Here is a 15,776-nt window from a genome sequence, read left to right as displayed (position 1 = left end):
ATGCAGATAAGAGACATGATGGTGCCGGTGGGTGAGGGCCTTGAGCTGGAAGTCAGGCGGATGCAGCACGCGGAACGACAAGGGCCGGTTCTGGTGTTTCTGCATGAATCCCTTGGCAGTATTGCCCTGTGGCGAAAGTTTCCGGAGAAGCTTGCGAGGGCGACAGGGTGGGATGCGCTGATCTATAACCGGCAGGGTTACGGGCGGTCAAGCCCCGAAGTGCTGCCGCGCCCCTACGACTACCTTGAAGTCGCTGGCCATCGCTGGCTGCCCCGGTTGCTGGACAGGCTTGAAATTCCGGAAGCCGTGCTGGTGGGGCATAGTGATGGTGGCTCGATTTCTCTGGTGGCCGCCGGCGCCATGGGCAGCCGCGTAAAGGCGCTTGTCACCATGGCGGCGCACATCTACGCCGACCATCTGACGCTCGCGGGTTTAGAGGAAATGGCCATCCGTTACCGGGAAACCGATATTCGCGAGCGATTGGAGCGGTACCATGGCCGCCGGACCGATGATCTGTTCAGTGCCTGGCAGACGGTATGGCGAGATGAGGGGTTTCATGCGGCGATGGATTTCAGTCGCTGGCTGGCGGCCATCGAATGCCCGGCTATGATTATTCAGGGGGAAAACGACGAATACGGCGTTCCGGAGCAGGTGACTGACATCGTAGCCGGCATTGGCGCCAACGCCCGAGCGGTCTTTTTGGAGGACACTGGCCACTCGCCTCATCTGGAAAAAACAGACCAGGTAGCGGCTTTGATCTGCGACTTTTTGCTTAGCGAGATTGGGCAGAAAAATCAGAATTAAGTGTTGACGTTTACGTATACGTCAATCTAATCTGTGTTATAGATGACATGCACAACAATAACAAAGGTAAATTGGCTCATGAGTGAACAGTACGTTCTGGAGACCCGTAACCTTGTCAAGGAATTCAAGGGCTTTGTTGCGGTCGACGACGTGAATCTGAAGATTCAGAAAGGCCATATTCACGCCCTGATTGGCCCCAACGGCGCCGGCAAGACCACGGTCTTCAATCTGCTCACCAAGTTCCTGATTCCGACCCGGGGCCAGATCCTGTTCAAGGGTCAGGACATCACGCCTCTGAAATCGGCTGCCATTGCCCGCAGGGGCATTGTCCGCTCATTCCAGATTTCCGCGGTGTTTCCTCACATGACGGCGCTGGAGAATATCCGGGTTGCCCTGCAAACCGCGGAAAACAACTCCTACAGCTTCTGGAAGTCCGGCGCTTCGCTGAACAAACTGAACCAGCGCTGCATGGAATTGCTCGATTCCGTCGGGCTGGTGGAGTTTGCCAACACCACAACTGTGGAACTGGCCTATGGCCGCAAGCGGGCGCTGGAGCTGGCCACCACCCTGGCCATGGAACCCGAATTGCTGCTTCTCGACGAGCCTACCCAGGGCATGGGCGGCGAAGACGTAGACAGCGTGGTTGAACTTGTTCGCAAGGCAGCCAGGGGCCGCACGGTCCTGATGGTGGAACACAACCTCGGGGTGGTCAGCAAACTGTGCGACCGCATCACGGTGCTGGCCCAGGGTGCCGTTCTCACTGAGGGAGAGTACAGCGAAGTGTCTGCCGATCCCCGAGTGCGCGAAGTCTACATGGGCACCGCCAACGATAAAGCCTCGGCGGAGCGGGAGGCAGCAGAATGAGCAACCGTCCCGACAAAGAATACGAACAGTTGCGAGTTTCCGGGCTGCACGCTTTTTATGGTGAGTCTCATATCCTGCACGGCATCGATCTGGTGGTTAACCGCGGCGAGCTTGTCACCCTGCTCGGGCGCAACGGCGCCGGCCGCAGCACAACGCTCAAGGCCATCATGAACATGGTTGGCCGCCGCACCGGCTCCATCATGATCAACGGTGAAGAGACCATGTCTTGTGCGCCGCACCATATTGCCAGGTTGGGTGTCGGGTATTGCCCCGAACACCGGGGCATTTTTTCCGCACTCAACGTCCAGGAGAACCTGACCCTGCCGCCGGTGGTGCGCAGCGGCGGCATGAGCCTGGAAGAAATTTACAGCATGTTTCCCAACCTTTATGAGCGTCGCTTCAGTCAGGGCACGAAACTGTCTGGCGGTGAGCAGCAAATGCTGGCCATGGCCCGCATCCTGCGGACCGGCGCCAATATGCTGCTGCTCGACGAAATCACCGAGGGGCTGGCGCCGGTCATTGTTGAAAAGCTTGGCGAAGTGCTGATCAAGCTCAAGAACAAAGGCCTGACCATTGTGCTGGTGGAGCAGAATTTCCATTTCGCCGCGCCGCTGGCTGATCGCCACTACGTTGTGGAGCACGGCCAGATCGTGGAAGAGATAAGCGCCGGCGAGCTTGAAGCCAAGCAGTCGCTGCTGAACGACTATTTGGGTGTGTAACACCGGATAGAAGAGAGCAACAACCAAAAAAAAGCAACAACAACCCGAACAACCAACGCACGACAGTCGCGGAGATACAACAATGACAATGATGAAAAAGCTTCTGACATCAGCCGTTGCAACCGCCATGATGGTGGGTGGCGCCCAGGCGGCCATTTCTGACAACGTCGTTAAAATCGGCTACCTGGCGGACATGTCCGGTACCTACCGGGATCTCGCTGGTCCCAACGGCATGAAGGCCCTGGAAATGGCCATCGCCGATTTTGGCGGAAAAGTGAACGGCGCCACTATCGAAGTTGTGAGCGCGGATGACCGCAACAGCGCGGATGTGGCCTCCAGCACCGTCCGCCGTTGGGTCGAAAATGACAAAGTCGATCTGGTTGCCGGTCTTGTGGCTTCTTCTGTTTCCATCGCGGTAAGTGACATTCTTGAAGAGAATGACAAGCTGGGTATCATTTCCGGCTCTGCGGCCTCCAGCATCACCAACGAGCATTGCACGCCAAACCATATCCACTATGTGTACGACACTTATCCGCTGGCGAACGGCACTGCCAGTGCGGTGGTAAAAGAAGGCGGTAAAACCTGGTACATCCTGACCGCGGATTACGCGTTTGGTCATGCCCTTGAAGCTGACGTAACCCGTGTTGTCAAGGCCAACGGTGGCGAAGTCATCGGTACCCTGCGGCACCCGTTCCCTACGCCTGATTTCTCCTCTTTCATCCTTCAGGCCCAGGCTTCAGGTGCTGATGTCGTGGCGCTGGCGAATGCGGGTGCGGATACCACCAATGCCATCAACACCGCCAGTGAGTTTGGTGTAACCCAGTCAGGACAGACCCTTGCAGCTCTGCTGCTGTTCCTGACGGATGTGCACGCACTGGGCGTGGATGCGGCCCAGGGCATTCAGCTGACCACGGGCTGGTACTGGGATATGAACGATGAGACCCGCGCCTGGTCTGATCGTTTCGAGAAAGAAACCGGGGTGCGTCCGACCATGGTTCACGCTGGTATCTACTCCAGCACCATGCAGTACCTGAAAGCCGTTGAAGCCACCGGCTCCGATGATGCCCAGACTGTACGCCAGAAAATGATGGATACACCGATCAACGACATGTTTGCCAAGAACGGCAGGATTCGTGTCGATGGCCGTATGGTGCACGATATGTATCTGGCGGAAGTCAAGACACCGGCTGAGTCCAAAGGAGAGTGGGATCTGTACAAGATTCTCCGCACTATCCCGGCTGACGAAGCCTATCGCCCGCTCTCTGAGAGCAAGTGCCCGCTGGTAACCGGCAAATAACAAATAAAGAGAAGAGCGTCATCTTCGGGGCTCCCTTCCCTTCGGTGGGGCAGCCCCGGGAACTCGCAACGATGATTCCCGGTATCGCGTTTGCGCTGCTTTTGGAGTGAGCAACATGTCCATGATTTTCGGTGTCCCCCTTGCCGTGCTGGCTGGTCAGCTTCTGATCGGGGTCATTAATGGCGCGTTTTATGCGCTCTTGAGCCTCGGGTTGGCAGTTATCTTTGGCCTGCTCAAGATAATTAACTTTGCCCATGGTGCCATGTACATGCTGGGCGCCATGTCCACCGTCATCCTCTTTGACGCTCTCGGCGTCAATTACTGGGTCGCGCTTTTTGTCGCGCCACTTTTGGTCGGAGCGGTCGGCGTACTGATCGAATATTTTCTGCTCCGGAGGATCGCCGGCCAGGACCATATCTACAGCCTTTTGCTCACCTTTGGCGTGGCTTTGCTGTTGCAGGGTGTGCTTACGAACATCTATGGGGTGTCCGGTCTCCGGTATTCCATGCCTGAGATATTCCAGGGAGGAATGAAGCTCGGATTCATGTTCCTTCCCTATTACCGGCTCTGGGTTATCCTGATCGCGTTGCTGGTCTGCTTTGGCACCTGGTTTATGATCGAAAAAACCAAGCTTGGCGCCTATCTGCGTGCCGGAACGGAAGACTCACAGCTGATGCAGGGGTTCGGCATCAACGTTCCGTTACTGATCAGTCTTACCTACGGGTTTGGCGTTATGCTTGCGGCATTTGCGGGTGTCCTGGCGGCGCCAATCTATTCCGTTACGCCGGTGATGGGGTCTCACATCCTGATAACCGTCTTTGCCGTGGTGGTTATCGGCGGCATGGGTTCCATCGGTGGCGCGATTATCACCGGCATTCTCATGGGGGTGATTGAAGGCCTTACCAAAACCTTTTATCCGCCAGCTTCCTCCGCGGTGATCTTTCTGGTCATGGTGGTCGTTCTGATGTTCCGCCCCAGTGGCTTGTTTGGTAAGGAGGCGTAACCATGACTCAGCCTGTCAGTCAGACCGAGATCCAAAAAGCCATTCTGGAACAGCAAAGCGCGGACAACCGGAAAAAAATGATACTGAACGGTGTCCTGCTGCTGCTTCTGCTCGCAGCACCGTTTGCCATGTATCCGGTGTTCCTGATGAAGATCCTGTGTTTTTCCCTGTTTGCGGTGGCGTTTAACCTGCTGTTCGGTTTTACCGGCCTGCTGTCCTTTGGCCACGCGGCTTTCCTTGCGACAGGCGGTTACACAACCGGTTATCTGTTGAGCAACGTTTCCGGCCTGACCACTGAAATGGGCATTATTGCAGGCACCGCTGCTGCCACATCGCTGGGGTTGGCGTTCGCACTGCTGTCAATCCGACGGCAGGGCATCTACTTTGCGATGGTTACCCTGGCGCTGTCGCAGTTGGTGTTCTTTTTCCTCGTCCAGTCGGAATTCACCGGCGGTGAAGACGGGATGCATGGCATTCCCAGGGGCAATCTGTTTGGTCTCGTTGACCTCTCGGACAACTACAACATGTATTATTTCGTGTTGGCGGTTTTCCTCGGTTGTTATCTCCTGGTCCAGCGGATTGTAAGCAGCCCTTACGGCCAGGTGTTAAAGGCGATCAAGCAGAATGAACCCCGGGCCATATCACTGGGCTACAACGTTAACCGCTACAAGGTGCTTGCCTTTGTCATCTCGGCGGCCCTGGCAGGACTTGCCGGTTCCCTGAAGTCGGTGGTTTTCCAGCTGGCTTCCCTGAACGACGCGCACTGGCATATGTCCGGCGAAGTCATCCTGATGACCCTTGTGGGGGGCATGGGCACCCTGCTTGGGCCTGTTGTGGGCGCAACCTTTGTGGTTAATATCGAGTACCAGCTCTCCCAGGGCCCGCTTCGGGACTGGGTAGATCCGATTCTGGGTGGTATCTTTGTGCTCACGGTTCTGGCATTCCGCAGCGGTATCGTTGGTGAGGTCCAGAAGTTCGTGAAGAAGAATCTGGGGTAAGCGAACCCCAGTTCGGGAACCCGGGGAGGCCACCGATCCAGGTGGCCTCCCTGATAAAAACGAAGGCATCCATGGCCAGAACGCCATGTTCGATGCCGCCATCAATCAGGGTGCCAGGGCTTCCGGTGCCTGCTGCACCGGCCGCCATCAGCAGAGGCAGGAAATGCTCTTCTGTGGGATGGGCACGCCGGGCGTGGGGAGCCAGTTCCAAGGCTCCAATCAGCTGTTCGTGATTGCCCTCCCGGATATTTGCCCGCACCCAGCCCGTAAATTCCCGGGCGTAGTCTGATGCCTTCCGATCCCCCCAGCGAACTTCGTACAGGTTATGGGTCAGGCTGCCGGATATTGTTGAGGAGGGCTTTGATCTGGCCAGTCACAGGATCATTGGCTACAGCAACTTCACCACCGGCAACGACTGGCCTTTCGAAGGACTGCAAGGCCCAGCAGGCGTGCGTGTGCGGCCCTGGATGTATGCCAACAATGGCGAAACCTGCTGCGCAGCGGCAGTGGCCGGTCAGGGCGTGGCGCTGCAGCCCGGCTTTCTTGTACGCAAAGACCTTGAAGCCGGACGACTGGTGGAGCTGATGTCGGGATATCGCTCCGCCAGGCTCGGAGTGTACGCCGTTTATCCCACCCGAAAGTTCGTGACGCCCAAAGTCCGTGCGCTGGTTGATTACCTGGCATCGGCCTTTCCGGAGGCTCTGTGAGGCCTAAGGCCTATGTTTCCAATAAGGGCCGGAAGATCTCTGTTTAAAATTGTAAGCAGCCACCAGCGCAGCGGCCGGCAACGTTCCTGGCTGCCATCATTTTGTTCCCGTAAAAAATGATATAAAACAAAATGATAAAGCGAGACGTGCCGTCTCTGAAGGTGTAACGTTCGATCACAGCGTGTATCCCTCCGTAAACGCCAATTTTCTGACGAATTTCGCCGGATAAACCGGAACCAGGCCTCATCCAGTCGAAAAGTGTCGCTGTATGATTCCCTGGAATCGTCAATAAATTGGTGAAAAAGATGTCATATCGCGGCAAAAAAATTTCGAAGCACGGACTGCTGATCTTACCTGCGGTGGCTTTGCTTTCGGGCTGCGGTCTGGGCGCTTCTACCGACGACAGCAGCTCAGCGACACAAACCCCGAACGCAAGTGAGCCGGGCGTCCAGATCGCCGGCGCGGCCATGAAGGGGGTTATCCAGCAAGGCCTTGTGGTTGCAAATCGTTTGGTGGCGGATAAAGAGGGCAATTATGCTCCGCAACGTCAGGCGGCCACGCCCGTGCGGACGGCTGAGGACGGCAGTTACAAGTGGCAGCTTGGTGGCGACGCGGAAGGCTGGGCCCTGGTAGAGCTCCAGGCCGATGGCAGTACCCGAATGATCTGCGACGTTGTTCCCCAATGTGATCAGGCCGGTTCGGCGCCCATTGCTTTTGGCCAGCCAATGGCACTGGATAGCAGCTTCAGCCTGCACGGCGCCGGTGACCTGAGGATGGAAACCGTCAACCTGACTCCATTAACGCACCTGGCCGTAACCCTGGCGGAACGCAGTGCCAACGGACTTTCGCCGAATGCGCTTTCAAGTGCCTACACAACGGTGGAAAACTGGTTTGGTCTCCCGGCCGGCGCCCTCCGTCTCACCCCACCGGATGTGACCCAGCTCGACGAAATGACCAGTGTTACCGCTGATGCGCTTCAGGTAGCTATCGCTAACGCCGCCTTCCTGGCTTTGGTAGGCGACAATACCCGGTGGAACTCGATTTCTGATGTGCTGAGCAATCTCACCTCTCAGATCAGTGCCACCGGCCAGATCAGTGTGATGGGGGATGGTACCAATGTCGCGCTCGTTGACCTTGTTTCTGCCGCGGCATTACAGGCCTCCGGGCTTCAGGCAACCGTGGATTCAGGCGTCATCAGCCAGAAACTGGTGGTGGTTGAGTATCGCAATCTCCAGCGTTTCAAAACCATTGCCGAAGTGTATGACGGCAGCGATACCAGTGTTGCCGACAGTGGTGATACGATCACCGACACAACAAACGACAGTTCTGCAAGCACGGACCAGGCGCTTGAAGACAGCGGGGATACGACCGCTGATACCAGTACGGATAACACCACGGACAACACCACGGACAATACTGGGGTGCAGGTCGCCGGCACAACCGAACCGGATGCAACTGTAGACGACAGCACCGGTGATACGGTTGTCGATACCGGAACCACCACCGGAGCCAGCGAGCCGCCGGCCACGGAAACGACGCCGGAAGAAACCATTCCAGCTAACGCAGCCCTGCTGAGCTGGACTGCGCCGCTGACCCGCGAAAACGGTGACAGCCTGGCCATGGGTGAAATTGCCGGCTTTGAAGTCGTCTATGGCACCAGCGCCGAAAGCCTGGACCAGAGCCTTGCGATTGGTGATGCTTCCACTGATGAGCTGCTGGTGGACGAACTCACTGAAGGCACCTGGTACTTCGCCATCCGTACCCTGGACACAGATGGCAACCGCAGCCGGCTGTCCGAGGTTGTTTACAAACAGATCTGATCCGGCATGAAATGCTGTGGTGGCCCGCTGGGGTCGCCACAGCCAGACTGCTACTATTGACCAGTCCATATCCATGCCGAGCACGCAATGAATGGTTCAGACCCTCTCCAAACCCTCCTGGACGTCATCCCGGAGCGACTGTGTATTTGAGCAAAAGGCAGACTCCTGGCCGCGGTTTTCACGGCGGCTACCTGGAACGACAGTGAATATCACCGCCTGATACGGTATATGCCTATCTTGCAAAGCGCTCCGGAAAACCGGATAAAGGAGCGTAAATCTCCCTGTGCCGGCCCCTCGCCACAGGCCTGTTAGAGTTTGTGGAAGGTTTTCCTATGGGTTCTGGTTTTGCGAGCGCTGAGGCGTTCCTTCAGGCGCACCCCGAACTGCAGTTTGTTGACCTGCTGATTCCGGACATGAATGGCATTGTTCGTGGCAAGCGGGTGGATCCGTCTGCGCTGGCGAAGGTGTTTGAGCGGGGCGTTGCCATGCCAGCCTCCATCTTTGCACTGAACATCCAGGGCACCACCGTGGAAGAAACCGGCCTGGGCCTGGATATCGGCGAAGCGGGCCGCGTGTGCCTGCCCATTGGGGGCACTCTCACCATGGAGCCCTGGCAGAAACGGCCCACAGCCCAGCTTTTGCTGACCATGTTCGAGCTGGATCGGGAAACGCCGTTTTTTGCGGACCCGCGGGTAGTGCTGAAGAATATCGCCGAACGCTTCGAGGAACTGGGGCTGACACCGGTTGCCGCCTTTGAGCTGGAGTTCTACCTGATTGATCAGGAGAACCTGGCGGGCCGTCCCCAGCCGCCGAAATCGCCCATCTCCGGCAAACGCCCGGCGGGTACCCAGGCCTATTCCATTGATGATCTCGATGAATACGCAGAATTCCTGGCAGATGTGCTGGATGCGGCCCATGAGCAGGAATTGCCTGCCGATGCCCTGGTGGCGGAATCCGCCCCCGGCCAGTTTGAGGTAAACCTGCATTACGTGGACGACGCCGTGCGTGCCTGCGACCACGCCACTCTGCTCAAGCGTCTGATCAAGAACATGGCGTACGACCATGAGATGGACACCACCTTCATGGCCAAGCCTTATCACAATCAGGCGGGCAGCGGCATGCACCTGCATGTAAGCCTGGTAGACGCAGAAGGGCGGAACGTGTTCGCAGGTGACGCCGAGCAACCCAACGACCTGCTTCGCTGGGCGGTCGGCGGTCTGGTGGCCACCATGAACGATGCCATGGCGCTGTTCTGCCCCAACATCAATTCCTACCGCCGGTTCAGTCCGGAGTATTACGTGCCCAGTGCGGCTACCTGGGGTGTGGACAACCGCACCGCGTCACTGAGACTGCCGGGCGGTGATCCCGGAGCCCTGCGTATTGAACACCGCGTCGCCGGTGCCGATGCCAATCCCTACCTGTTGATGGCAGCCGTGTTGGCAGGAATCCACTATGGTATCTCTAACCAGATCGAGCCGCCGCCGGTCACGGTGGGTAACGCCCACGGGCAGCACGAAGCGACGCTGGTGAACAACCTGCGGGATGCCTTGCGGGAGCTGGGACAGTCGGCGGTGATGGCCGACTATCTCGGCAGCCGGTTCCTGGATGTCTTCGTGGCCTGCAAAGAGCATGAACTGAACGAATTCGAGATGACCATCTCGGATCTCGAGTACCTGTGGTATTTGCACACCGTGTAAGTTCCGGCTACTCAATCACCAGCCAGGTGGCCTTGATTTCAGTGTATTTGTCGAAGGCGTGCAGGGACTTGTCGCGGCCGTTGCCGGATTGTCTGAAGCCGCCAAAGGGCGCGGTCATGTCGCCGCCGTCGTAATGGTTGATCCAGACACTGCCGGCCCGAAGCGCCTTGGCGACCCTGTACGCGGTGTTGATGTTGGACGTCCACACCGCAGCCGCCAGGCCGTAGATGGAGTCGTTGGCGATGTTGATGGCTTCTTCGGTGGTCCTGAACCCGATCACCGACAGCACCGGCCCGAAGATTTCCTCCGAGGCGATGCGCATGCCGTTTTTCACCCCATCAAATACCGTAGGCTGAACGAACAGGCCGCCGGTATCCTCCATCACCCGTTTACCACCTTCCACCAGGGTTGCCCCTTCGGACTGGCCGATACCGATGTATTCAATGATGCGATCCAACTGGGCCTGGTCAACGATAGCACCGCAGGTTGTCTCCGGATCCAGGGGATGCCCGGGGCGCCAGGTTTTCAGGGCCTCCCGGATCAGGCCGATGAACTCGGCACGGATGCTTTCTTCAACCAGCAGCCTGCTGCCGGCGGTGCACACTTCGCCCTGGTTGAAGGCGATGGCGCTGGCGGCTTCGGCGGCGGCTTTCTTCAGGTCCGGCGCGTCTGCAAAGACGATGTTCGGGCTTTTGCCGCCGGCCTCCAGCCACACCCGTTTCATGTTGGACTGGCCGGCGTAGATCATCAGCTGCTTGGCCACGTTGGTGGAGCCAGTGAACACCAGGCAATCTACGTCCATATGCAGGGCCAGGGCCTGGCCCACGGTGTGGCCATAGCCGGGCAGCACGTTGAACACGCCGGCGGGAATACCCGCCTGCTCTGCCAGGGCCGCCAGACGAATAGCAGTGAGCGGGGATTTCTCGGAGGGCTTGAGGATAACCGAGTTACCGGTGGCCAGGGCCGGGGCAATCTTCCAGGAGGCCATGATCATCGGAAAGTTCCAGGGCACGATGGCGGCCACCACCCCCATGGGCTCCCGGGAAATCATGCCGATCTGGTTGTGGGGCGTGGCGGCCAGTTCGCCGTAGACCTTGTCGATGGCCTCGGCGGTCCAGCGGATCGCGCGTACGGTAGCCGGCACGTCCACTGTGCGGGCGTGGCCAATGGGTTTGCCCATGTCCAGGGTTTCCAGCAGGGCCAGTTCATCCGCGTGGGCGGCGATCAGATCGGCGAAACGCAGCAGAAAGTCCTTGCGTTTGGCGGGTGCCAGTTGACTCCAGATGCCGCTTTCAAACGCCTTTCTGGCAGCAGCAACGGCAAGCTCGGCATCGGCCTGGTCGCAACTGGCGATTTGAGCCAGCTCCCGGCCGTTCACCGGGCTGATGCAGGCAAAGGTCTCGTTGCTGCTGGCCCACTGATAGGCGCCATCTACGTAGCCCCGGCCCTCCAGAGTGAGCTGGGCTGCCAGGGCCTGCCATCCGGCCTGGTCGGTGGGTGTGGTGGAACGTTCGGGAGGATTCATGGCCGTCTCGCAGGCAGGGGGATTGGCCAATCATAACAGCACTTCCCCCGGTGATCGCGGCTTCAGATATAGGTAGAAGAACCTGTCTTCCCGAACGTCGGGTCCTGGCATAGACTTGCGTCTGCGGCGGCCGTATTTGGCCGCCGCCATACAGCTCTTTCCGGTTAACCCCTGATCAACCCCTGATCAGCCCGTCACCCTGTTTGGCGCCAACTTATGACCCAGTATCCTCCGGTTCCTTCCTATTATGCCGCCTCTGCCAATCCCGCGCCCATGCGCCCCGCGCTGCGAGGGCAGTGTGAAGCGGATGTGTGCGTGGTGGGTGCCGGTTATACCGGTTTGTCCACCGCGCTTTTCCTGGCGGAGGCGGGTTTCCGTGTGGTGGTGCTGGAAGCGGCGAGCGTGGGCTGGGGTGCCTCCGGCCGTAACGGCGGCCAGATCGTTAACAGCTTCAGCCGGGATCTGGACAGCATTGAGCGCCAGACCACACCGGACCGCCTGCGCCTGTTGGCGGCCATGGCGTTTGAAGGCAGCCAGATTATCCGGCAGCGGGTGCGGGATTACCGCATACAGTGCGATCTGAAAGAGGGTGGCATTTTCGCCGCCCTGAACACGCGGCAATTCCGGCATCTGGAAGCACAACAGGCCCTGTGGCACCGATTTGGCTACGATAAGCTGGAGCTGCTGGACGAGGAAACCATCCGTGCCCGCGTTGGCACAGATCGCTATGTGGGTGGGGCTATCGACCATACCGGCGGGCATATCCATCCCCTGAACCTGGCCCTGGGCGAAGCGGCCGCGCTGGAATCCCGGGGCGGCGTGATTCACGAGCATTCGGAAGTCACCCGGATTCTTCCTGGCCTGCCGGCAACGGTGAAAACCAGGGAAGGAGAGGTGAGGGCAGAGTTCGTGGTTCTCGCCGGCAATGCCTACCTGGGCGGGCTGGTGCCGGAGCTGGGCGCCAAATCCATGCCCTGCGGTTCGCAGATCACCGCCACCGAGCCGCTTGACGACGCCACTGCAAATCAACTGTTGCCAGAAGATAACTGCGTGGAAGACTGCAACTACCTGCTGGACTACTTCCGACTCACAGGCGACAAGCGCCTGATCTATGGCGGCGGTGTGACTTATGGGGCCCGCGACCCGGCCAACATCGAACGGCTGATTCGCCCCCGCATGCTGAAGACGTTTCCGGAACTGGCAGGAGTCAACATCGACTACGCCTGGACCGGCAACTTTCTGCTTACCCTGTCACGCCTCCCGCAATTGGGTCGCCTGCAGGACAACGTATTCTATTCCCAGGGCTGCTCCGGCCACGGCGTTACCTTCACCCATGTGGCAGGCAAGGCCCTCGCGCTGGCGATTCAGGGCCAGGCGGAGCGTTTTGACGCCTTTGCCAGCCTGCCGCATTATCCCTTCCCGGGCGGGCGCCTGTTTCGGGTGCCGTTTACCGCACTCGGAGCCTGGTACTACCTGTTGCGGGATAAAATGGGCGTCTGAGCTTTTTCACATAGAGCCGTTTCATTGAGCTTGAAGTCGTCGCGTTCTGTCTGGATTTCAGACACCTGTTTATCTGTTCAGGGGCGTGGTGCAGCCAGGGACCCGGCTTCCGGGAGCCGCGGTGTGTTGCGCCACGCCTCTTTGCTTGCGCCAGCGTACCGGCGGCGAACCCGTCCAGCGCCGGAAGGCGCGGTAAAAAGTGCTTACCTCGGCAAAGCCCAGTGCCTCGGCAATTTCGGGCAGGGAGGCACTCGGGTCTGCCACCGCCTGCAGCGCCTTTTCCCGACGTATGTCATCCAACAGACCATCGAATGTTTGCCCCTGCCCCCGAAGCCGCCGCGCCAGGGTCCGCTCGCTGATACCCAGCGCCTCCGCCGCCTCGGCACGGCGGGGCAGAACCGGGCCCAGCCGCGCCGTCAGCCACCGCCGTACTTCCGGAATCGAAGCACTGTTCATGGAGAGGGCCGCCAGTCGGGCGGTGGAGTAGCGCTCGTGCACCCGCGCAAGCTGAGGATCCGCCTGGGGCAGGGGTTGGTCCAGAACGGCATTGCCTACCAGTACACCATTGAACGCTTGTTCGAACTCCACCGGGCAATTGAAGACTGCCTGGTATCCAGGCATCGGCCCGAGCCGGGGCTGGCTGAACTGCACTCGTGCAGGTTGCATCCGGGTTCCCGTCACCCAACTGGCAAAACCGACCACGGCCGCCAGAACCGCTTCGATCTGGTGGGAGCTGAAGGCCAGTTTTCCTTGCCGGGGATGGTAGACCAGCCAGGTGGCGGTATGGCCTGTGAGGACCTGGAATCGCCCGCCATCGGAGATCAGGCGCTGGAACCGCTGCACCATCACAATGGCCTCACGCAGGGTGGCCGCGGACTGAAGAGCAAACCCCACACCGCTGATGCTCATCGGGGTGAACCTGGCGCCCACCTTCAGCCCGAAACCAGGGTCGCCGGTGCAACGCTCCGCCGCATGCCACAGCCGCGTGATGTCATCAATGGGCCAGCGTTCGTGGGAGTCGGCAGCCTCCGGAATGCCGGCCGCCGCCAGCAGTGTGCTCTCGTCCACGGAGAGCCTTCGCGCCGCCGCAATCACGGTATTCACCCAGCCAATGGAAACCGTGGCCTCTAATGTCAATTTAACTGGCCTCTGAGGTCAATTTTAAAGCCATGGTACCGGTATATCTTTAAAGCTGACAACTCATTGCTACCGAGTCGGATGCATACTATGGCCAAGGTAATTTCTTCAGACATTCTGGTGGTCGGCGGAGGCCTGGCCGGACTTGTCACGACCCTCGAAGCTCTGCGAGCAGGGAAAACAGTCACGCTGGCGGATCGGGATACGGCCGAACGAATGGGAGGCCTGGCGCTGTGGGCCTTTGGCGGTATGATGCTGGTGGGCACGCCCCTGCAGAAACGCATGAGGATTGCCGACACGCCGGAGATTGCCCTGGCTGACTGGCACCGCTTTGGTGATCTGGCCGCCTGGGATGAGTTGCCCCAGAAGTGGGCGCGTTACTATGTGGAGCATTCCCGATCTGAGGTGTACGACTTTCTCAGCAACGAGGGCATCAAATTCCTGCCGGCTGTGAACTGGGCGGAGCGTGGTCGCTTCGGTGATGGCAACCGTCTACCCCGCTACCATGTGGTTTGGGGCACCGCCCGGGAGCTGGTGCGTTGCCTGATGGCGGCGCTGTACCGGGAAAACATCGCCGGCAAGCTCACCCTGCTGCACCAGCACCGAGTCACTGCGCTCGACCACGAAGCCGGCAAAGTGAGCGGCGCCCTGGCCATCAATGAAGCGACCGGTGAAGACGTCCGCCTGGCGGCGCCTGCCGTCGTTCTGGCCACCGGTGGTATTAATGGCAGCCATACCGAATGCCGCGCCAACTGGCCCAGTGACCGGCCACAACCGGCCCAGATGCTGAACGGTGCCCATCCCTATGCGGATGGCCGCATGCACCATTGGGTGGCCGACACCCTCGGTGGCCAGATCACCCACGCCGGGGAAATGTGGAATTACGCCGCTGGCTTTGCGCACCCTTACCCCCATTTCCCCGGCCACGGCCTTTCCACTATTCCCTGCAAATCTGCCCTGTGGCTTAACCACCGGGGTGAACGGATTGGCCCGGAACCCCTGGTGACCGGGTTTGATACCCACTGGCTATGCCAGCGCGTGGCGGAACAGGAAAAGCCCTGGACCTGGCACCTGCTCAACTGGCGCATTGCTGCCAAGGAGTTCGCCATTTCCGGCGCCGAGCACAATGCCCGAATCCGGGACAAACAATTCCCGCAATTTGTCAAAGAGTTGCTGCTTGGCAACCATTCGCTTGTACGACAAATGCAGCATGAAAGCCGGGACTTCCTGGTGGCGGATAGCCTCGCCGATCTGGCCGGCAAGATGAACGCGCTGACCTGCTCCCACGACATCAATCCCGCTACACTTCAGGCCACCGCAGATGCCTTTGATGCCAACTTCGCCAGCGGCACCAGTCTCCATAACGACCCCCAGATCCGGATGATCCAGCACGCCCGTGAATGGAAGCCGGACCGGTTGCGCACCTGCAAACCTGCACCGCTGCAAAAGCCCGGTGCCGGGCCCTACATTGCCATCCGGATGCAACTGATCACCCGCAAGAGCCTGGGCGGCCTGCAAACCGATCTGCAAAGCCGCATCCTTAACGGTCAGGGAAAACCAATTGAGGGCCTTTACTGTGTGGGAGAAGCTGCAGGTTTTGGTGGCGGTGGTGCAAACGGCAAACGTTCCCTCGAAGGCACCTTCCTGCCCGGGTGCATCATGACCGCCCGGGCAGCGGTGCGTTCCATTGCAGCCGGAGGCTGAT

At 59.2% G+C, this 15,776-nt stretch carries 15 protein-coding genes; 11 read left to right on the top strand and 4 right to left on the bottom strand.

Annotated elements, in window-relative coordinates; translation table 11 throughout:
• From QPL96_RS01920 to QPL96_RS01895, 6 genes are all read left to right on the top strand, one after another.
• Positions 1-804, top strand: coding sequence for an alpha/beta fold hydrolase (locus QPL96_RS01920; RefSeq protein ID WP_303285195.1), 804 nt, complete (start codon positions 1-3; stop codon positions 802-804).
• 78 nt (positions 805-882) lie between these two features.
• The gene (locus tag QPL96_RS01915; protein ID WP_303285194.1) at positions 883-1,668 is read left to right on the top strand and encodes an ABC transporter ATP-binding protein; all 786 of its coding nucleotides are present in this window, start codon (positions 883-885) and stop codon (positions 1,666-1,668) included.
• A complete protein-coding gene (locus tag QPL96_RS01910; RefSeq protein WP_303285192.1) occupies positions 1,665-2,387 on the top strand; it encodes an ABC transporter ATP-binding protein in 723 nt (240 codons plus the stop codon). The genes QPL96_RS01915 and QPL96_RS01910 overlap by 4 nt, the downstream gene beginning before the upstream one ends.
• 82 nt (positions 2,388-2,469) lie before the next feature.
• Positions 2,470-3,684, top strand: a complete 1,215-nt coding sequence (locus QPL96_RS01905) for an ABC transporter substrate-binding protein (protein WP_303285190.1) — start codon at positions 2,470-2,472, stop codon at positions 3,682-3,684.
• Positions 3,685-3,799: 115 nt separating this feature from the next.
• Complete coding sequence (locus QPL96_RS01900) at positions 3,800-4,687, top strand: branched-chain amino acid ABC transporter permease (protein WP_303285189.1); 888 nt, start codon at positions 3,800-3,802, stop codon at positions 4,685-4,687.
• Positions 4,688-4,689: 2 nt separating this feature from the next.
• Positions 4,690-5,685, top strand: a complete 996-nt coding sequence (locus QPL96_RS01895; protein ID WP_303285188.1) for a branched-chain amino acid ABC transporter permease — start codon at positions 4,690-4,692, stop codon at positions 5,683-5,685.
• Here QPL96_RS01895 and QPL96_RS01890 read toward each other — a convergent pair.
• The gene (locus QPL96_RS01890) at positions 5,615-6,007 is read right to left on the bottom strand and encodes a hypothetical protein (RefSeq protein WP_303285241.1); all 393 of its coding nucleotides are present in this window, start codon (positions 6,005-6,007) and stop codon (positions 5,615-5,617) included. The two genes, QPL96_RS01895 and QPL96_RS01890, sit on opposite strands and share 71 nt — an antisense overlap.
• A 13-nt stretch (positions 6,008-6,020) precedes the next feature.
• On the opposite strand from QPL96_RS01890, the gene QPL96_RS01885 reads away from it, so the two are divergent.
• Positions 6,021-6,392 carry a LysR substrate-binding domain-containing protein gene (locus QPL96_RS01885; protein ID WP_368388890.1) on the top strand — a complete coding sequence of 124 codons (372 nt, stop codon included), beginning with the start codon at positions 6,021-6,023 and terminating at the stop codon, positions 6,390-6,392.
• Between the two features lie 43 nt (positions 6,393-6,435).
• Here QPL96_RS01885 and QPL96_RS01880 read toward each other — a convergent pair whose 3' ends face one another.
• Positions 6,436-6,861: a hypothetical protein gene (locus tag QPL96_RS01880; RefSeq protein ID WP_303285186.1), complete on the bottom strand. Its 426-nt coding sequence runs from the start codon at positions 6,859-6,861 to the stop codon at positions 6,436-6,438.
• On the opposite strand from QPL96_RS01880, the gene QPL96_RS01875 reads away from it, so the two are divergent.
• Together QPL96_RS01875 and QPL96_RS01870 are read left to right on the top strand one after the other, a co-directional pair.
• Positions 6,860-8,212, top strand: a complete 1,353-nt coding sequence (locus tag QPL96_RS01875; RefSeq protein WP_303285185.1) for a hypothetical protein — start codon at positions 6,860-6,862, stop codon at positions 8,210-8,212. The genes QPL96_RS01880 and QPL96_RS01875 overlap by 2 nt on opposite strands.
• Before the next feature lie 332 nt (positions 8,213-8,544).
• A complete protein-coding gene (locus QPL96_RS01870; protein WP_303285184.1) occupies positions 8,545-9,909 on the top strand; it encodes a glutamine synthetase family protein in 1,365 nt (454 codons plus the stop codon).
• 7 nt (positions 9,910-9,916) lie between these two features.
• Here QPL96_RS01870 and QPL96_RS01865 read toward each other — a convergent pair whose 3' ends face one another.
• Positions 9,917-11,434, bottom strand: coding sequence for an aldehyde dehydrogenase (locus QPL96_RS01865; protein ID WP_303285182.1), 1,518 nt, complete (start codon positions 11,432-11,434; stop codon positions 9,917-9,919).
• Between the two features lie 216 nt (positions 11,435-11,650).
• On the opposite strand from QPL96_RS01865, the gene QPL96_RS01860 reads away from it, so the two are divergent.
• Entirely contained in the window at positions 11,651-12,934 is a 1,284-nt protein-coding gene (locus QPL96_RS01860) for an FAD-binding oxidoreductase (protein ID WP_303285180.1), read from the top strand.
• Positions 12,935-13,003: 69 nt separating this feature from the next.
• Here QPL96_RS01860 and QPL96_RS01855 read toward each other — a convergent pair whose 3' ends face one another.
• Positions 13,004-14,071 (bottom strand): AraC family transcriptional regulator, encoded by a 1,068-nt coding sequence (locus QPL96_RS01855; protein ID WP_303285179.1) that lies wholly within the window; start codon positions 14,069-14,071, stop codon positions 13,004-13,006.
• Between the two features lie 90 nt (positions 14,072-14,161).
• On the opposite strand from QPL96_RS01855, the gene QPL96_RS01850 reads away from it, so the two are divergent.
• Positions 14,162-15,775 (top strand): FAD-dependent oxidoreductase, encoded by a 1,614-nt coding sequence (locus tag QPL96_RS01850; protein WP_303285177.1) that lies wholly within the window; start codon positions 14,162-14,164, stop codon positions 15,773-15,775.
• Position 15,776: the final 1 nt, after the last annotated feature.

The sequence above is a fragment of the Marinobacter sp. SS8-8 genome, assembly GCF_030540945.1.
In the GTDB taxonomy this organism is placed as follows: Bacteria; Pseudomonadota; Gammaproteobacteria; order Pseudomonadales; family Oleiphilaceae; genus Marinobacter.
Note: the sequence above shows the minus strand (reverse complement) of the source record. Positions and strands in the feature narration are given on the sequence as shown.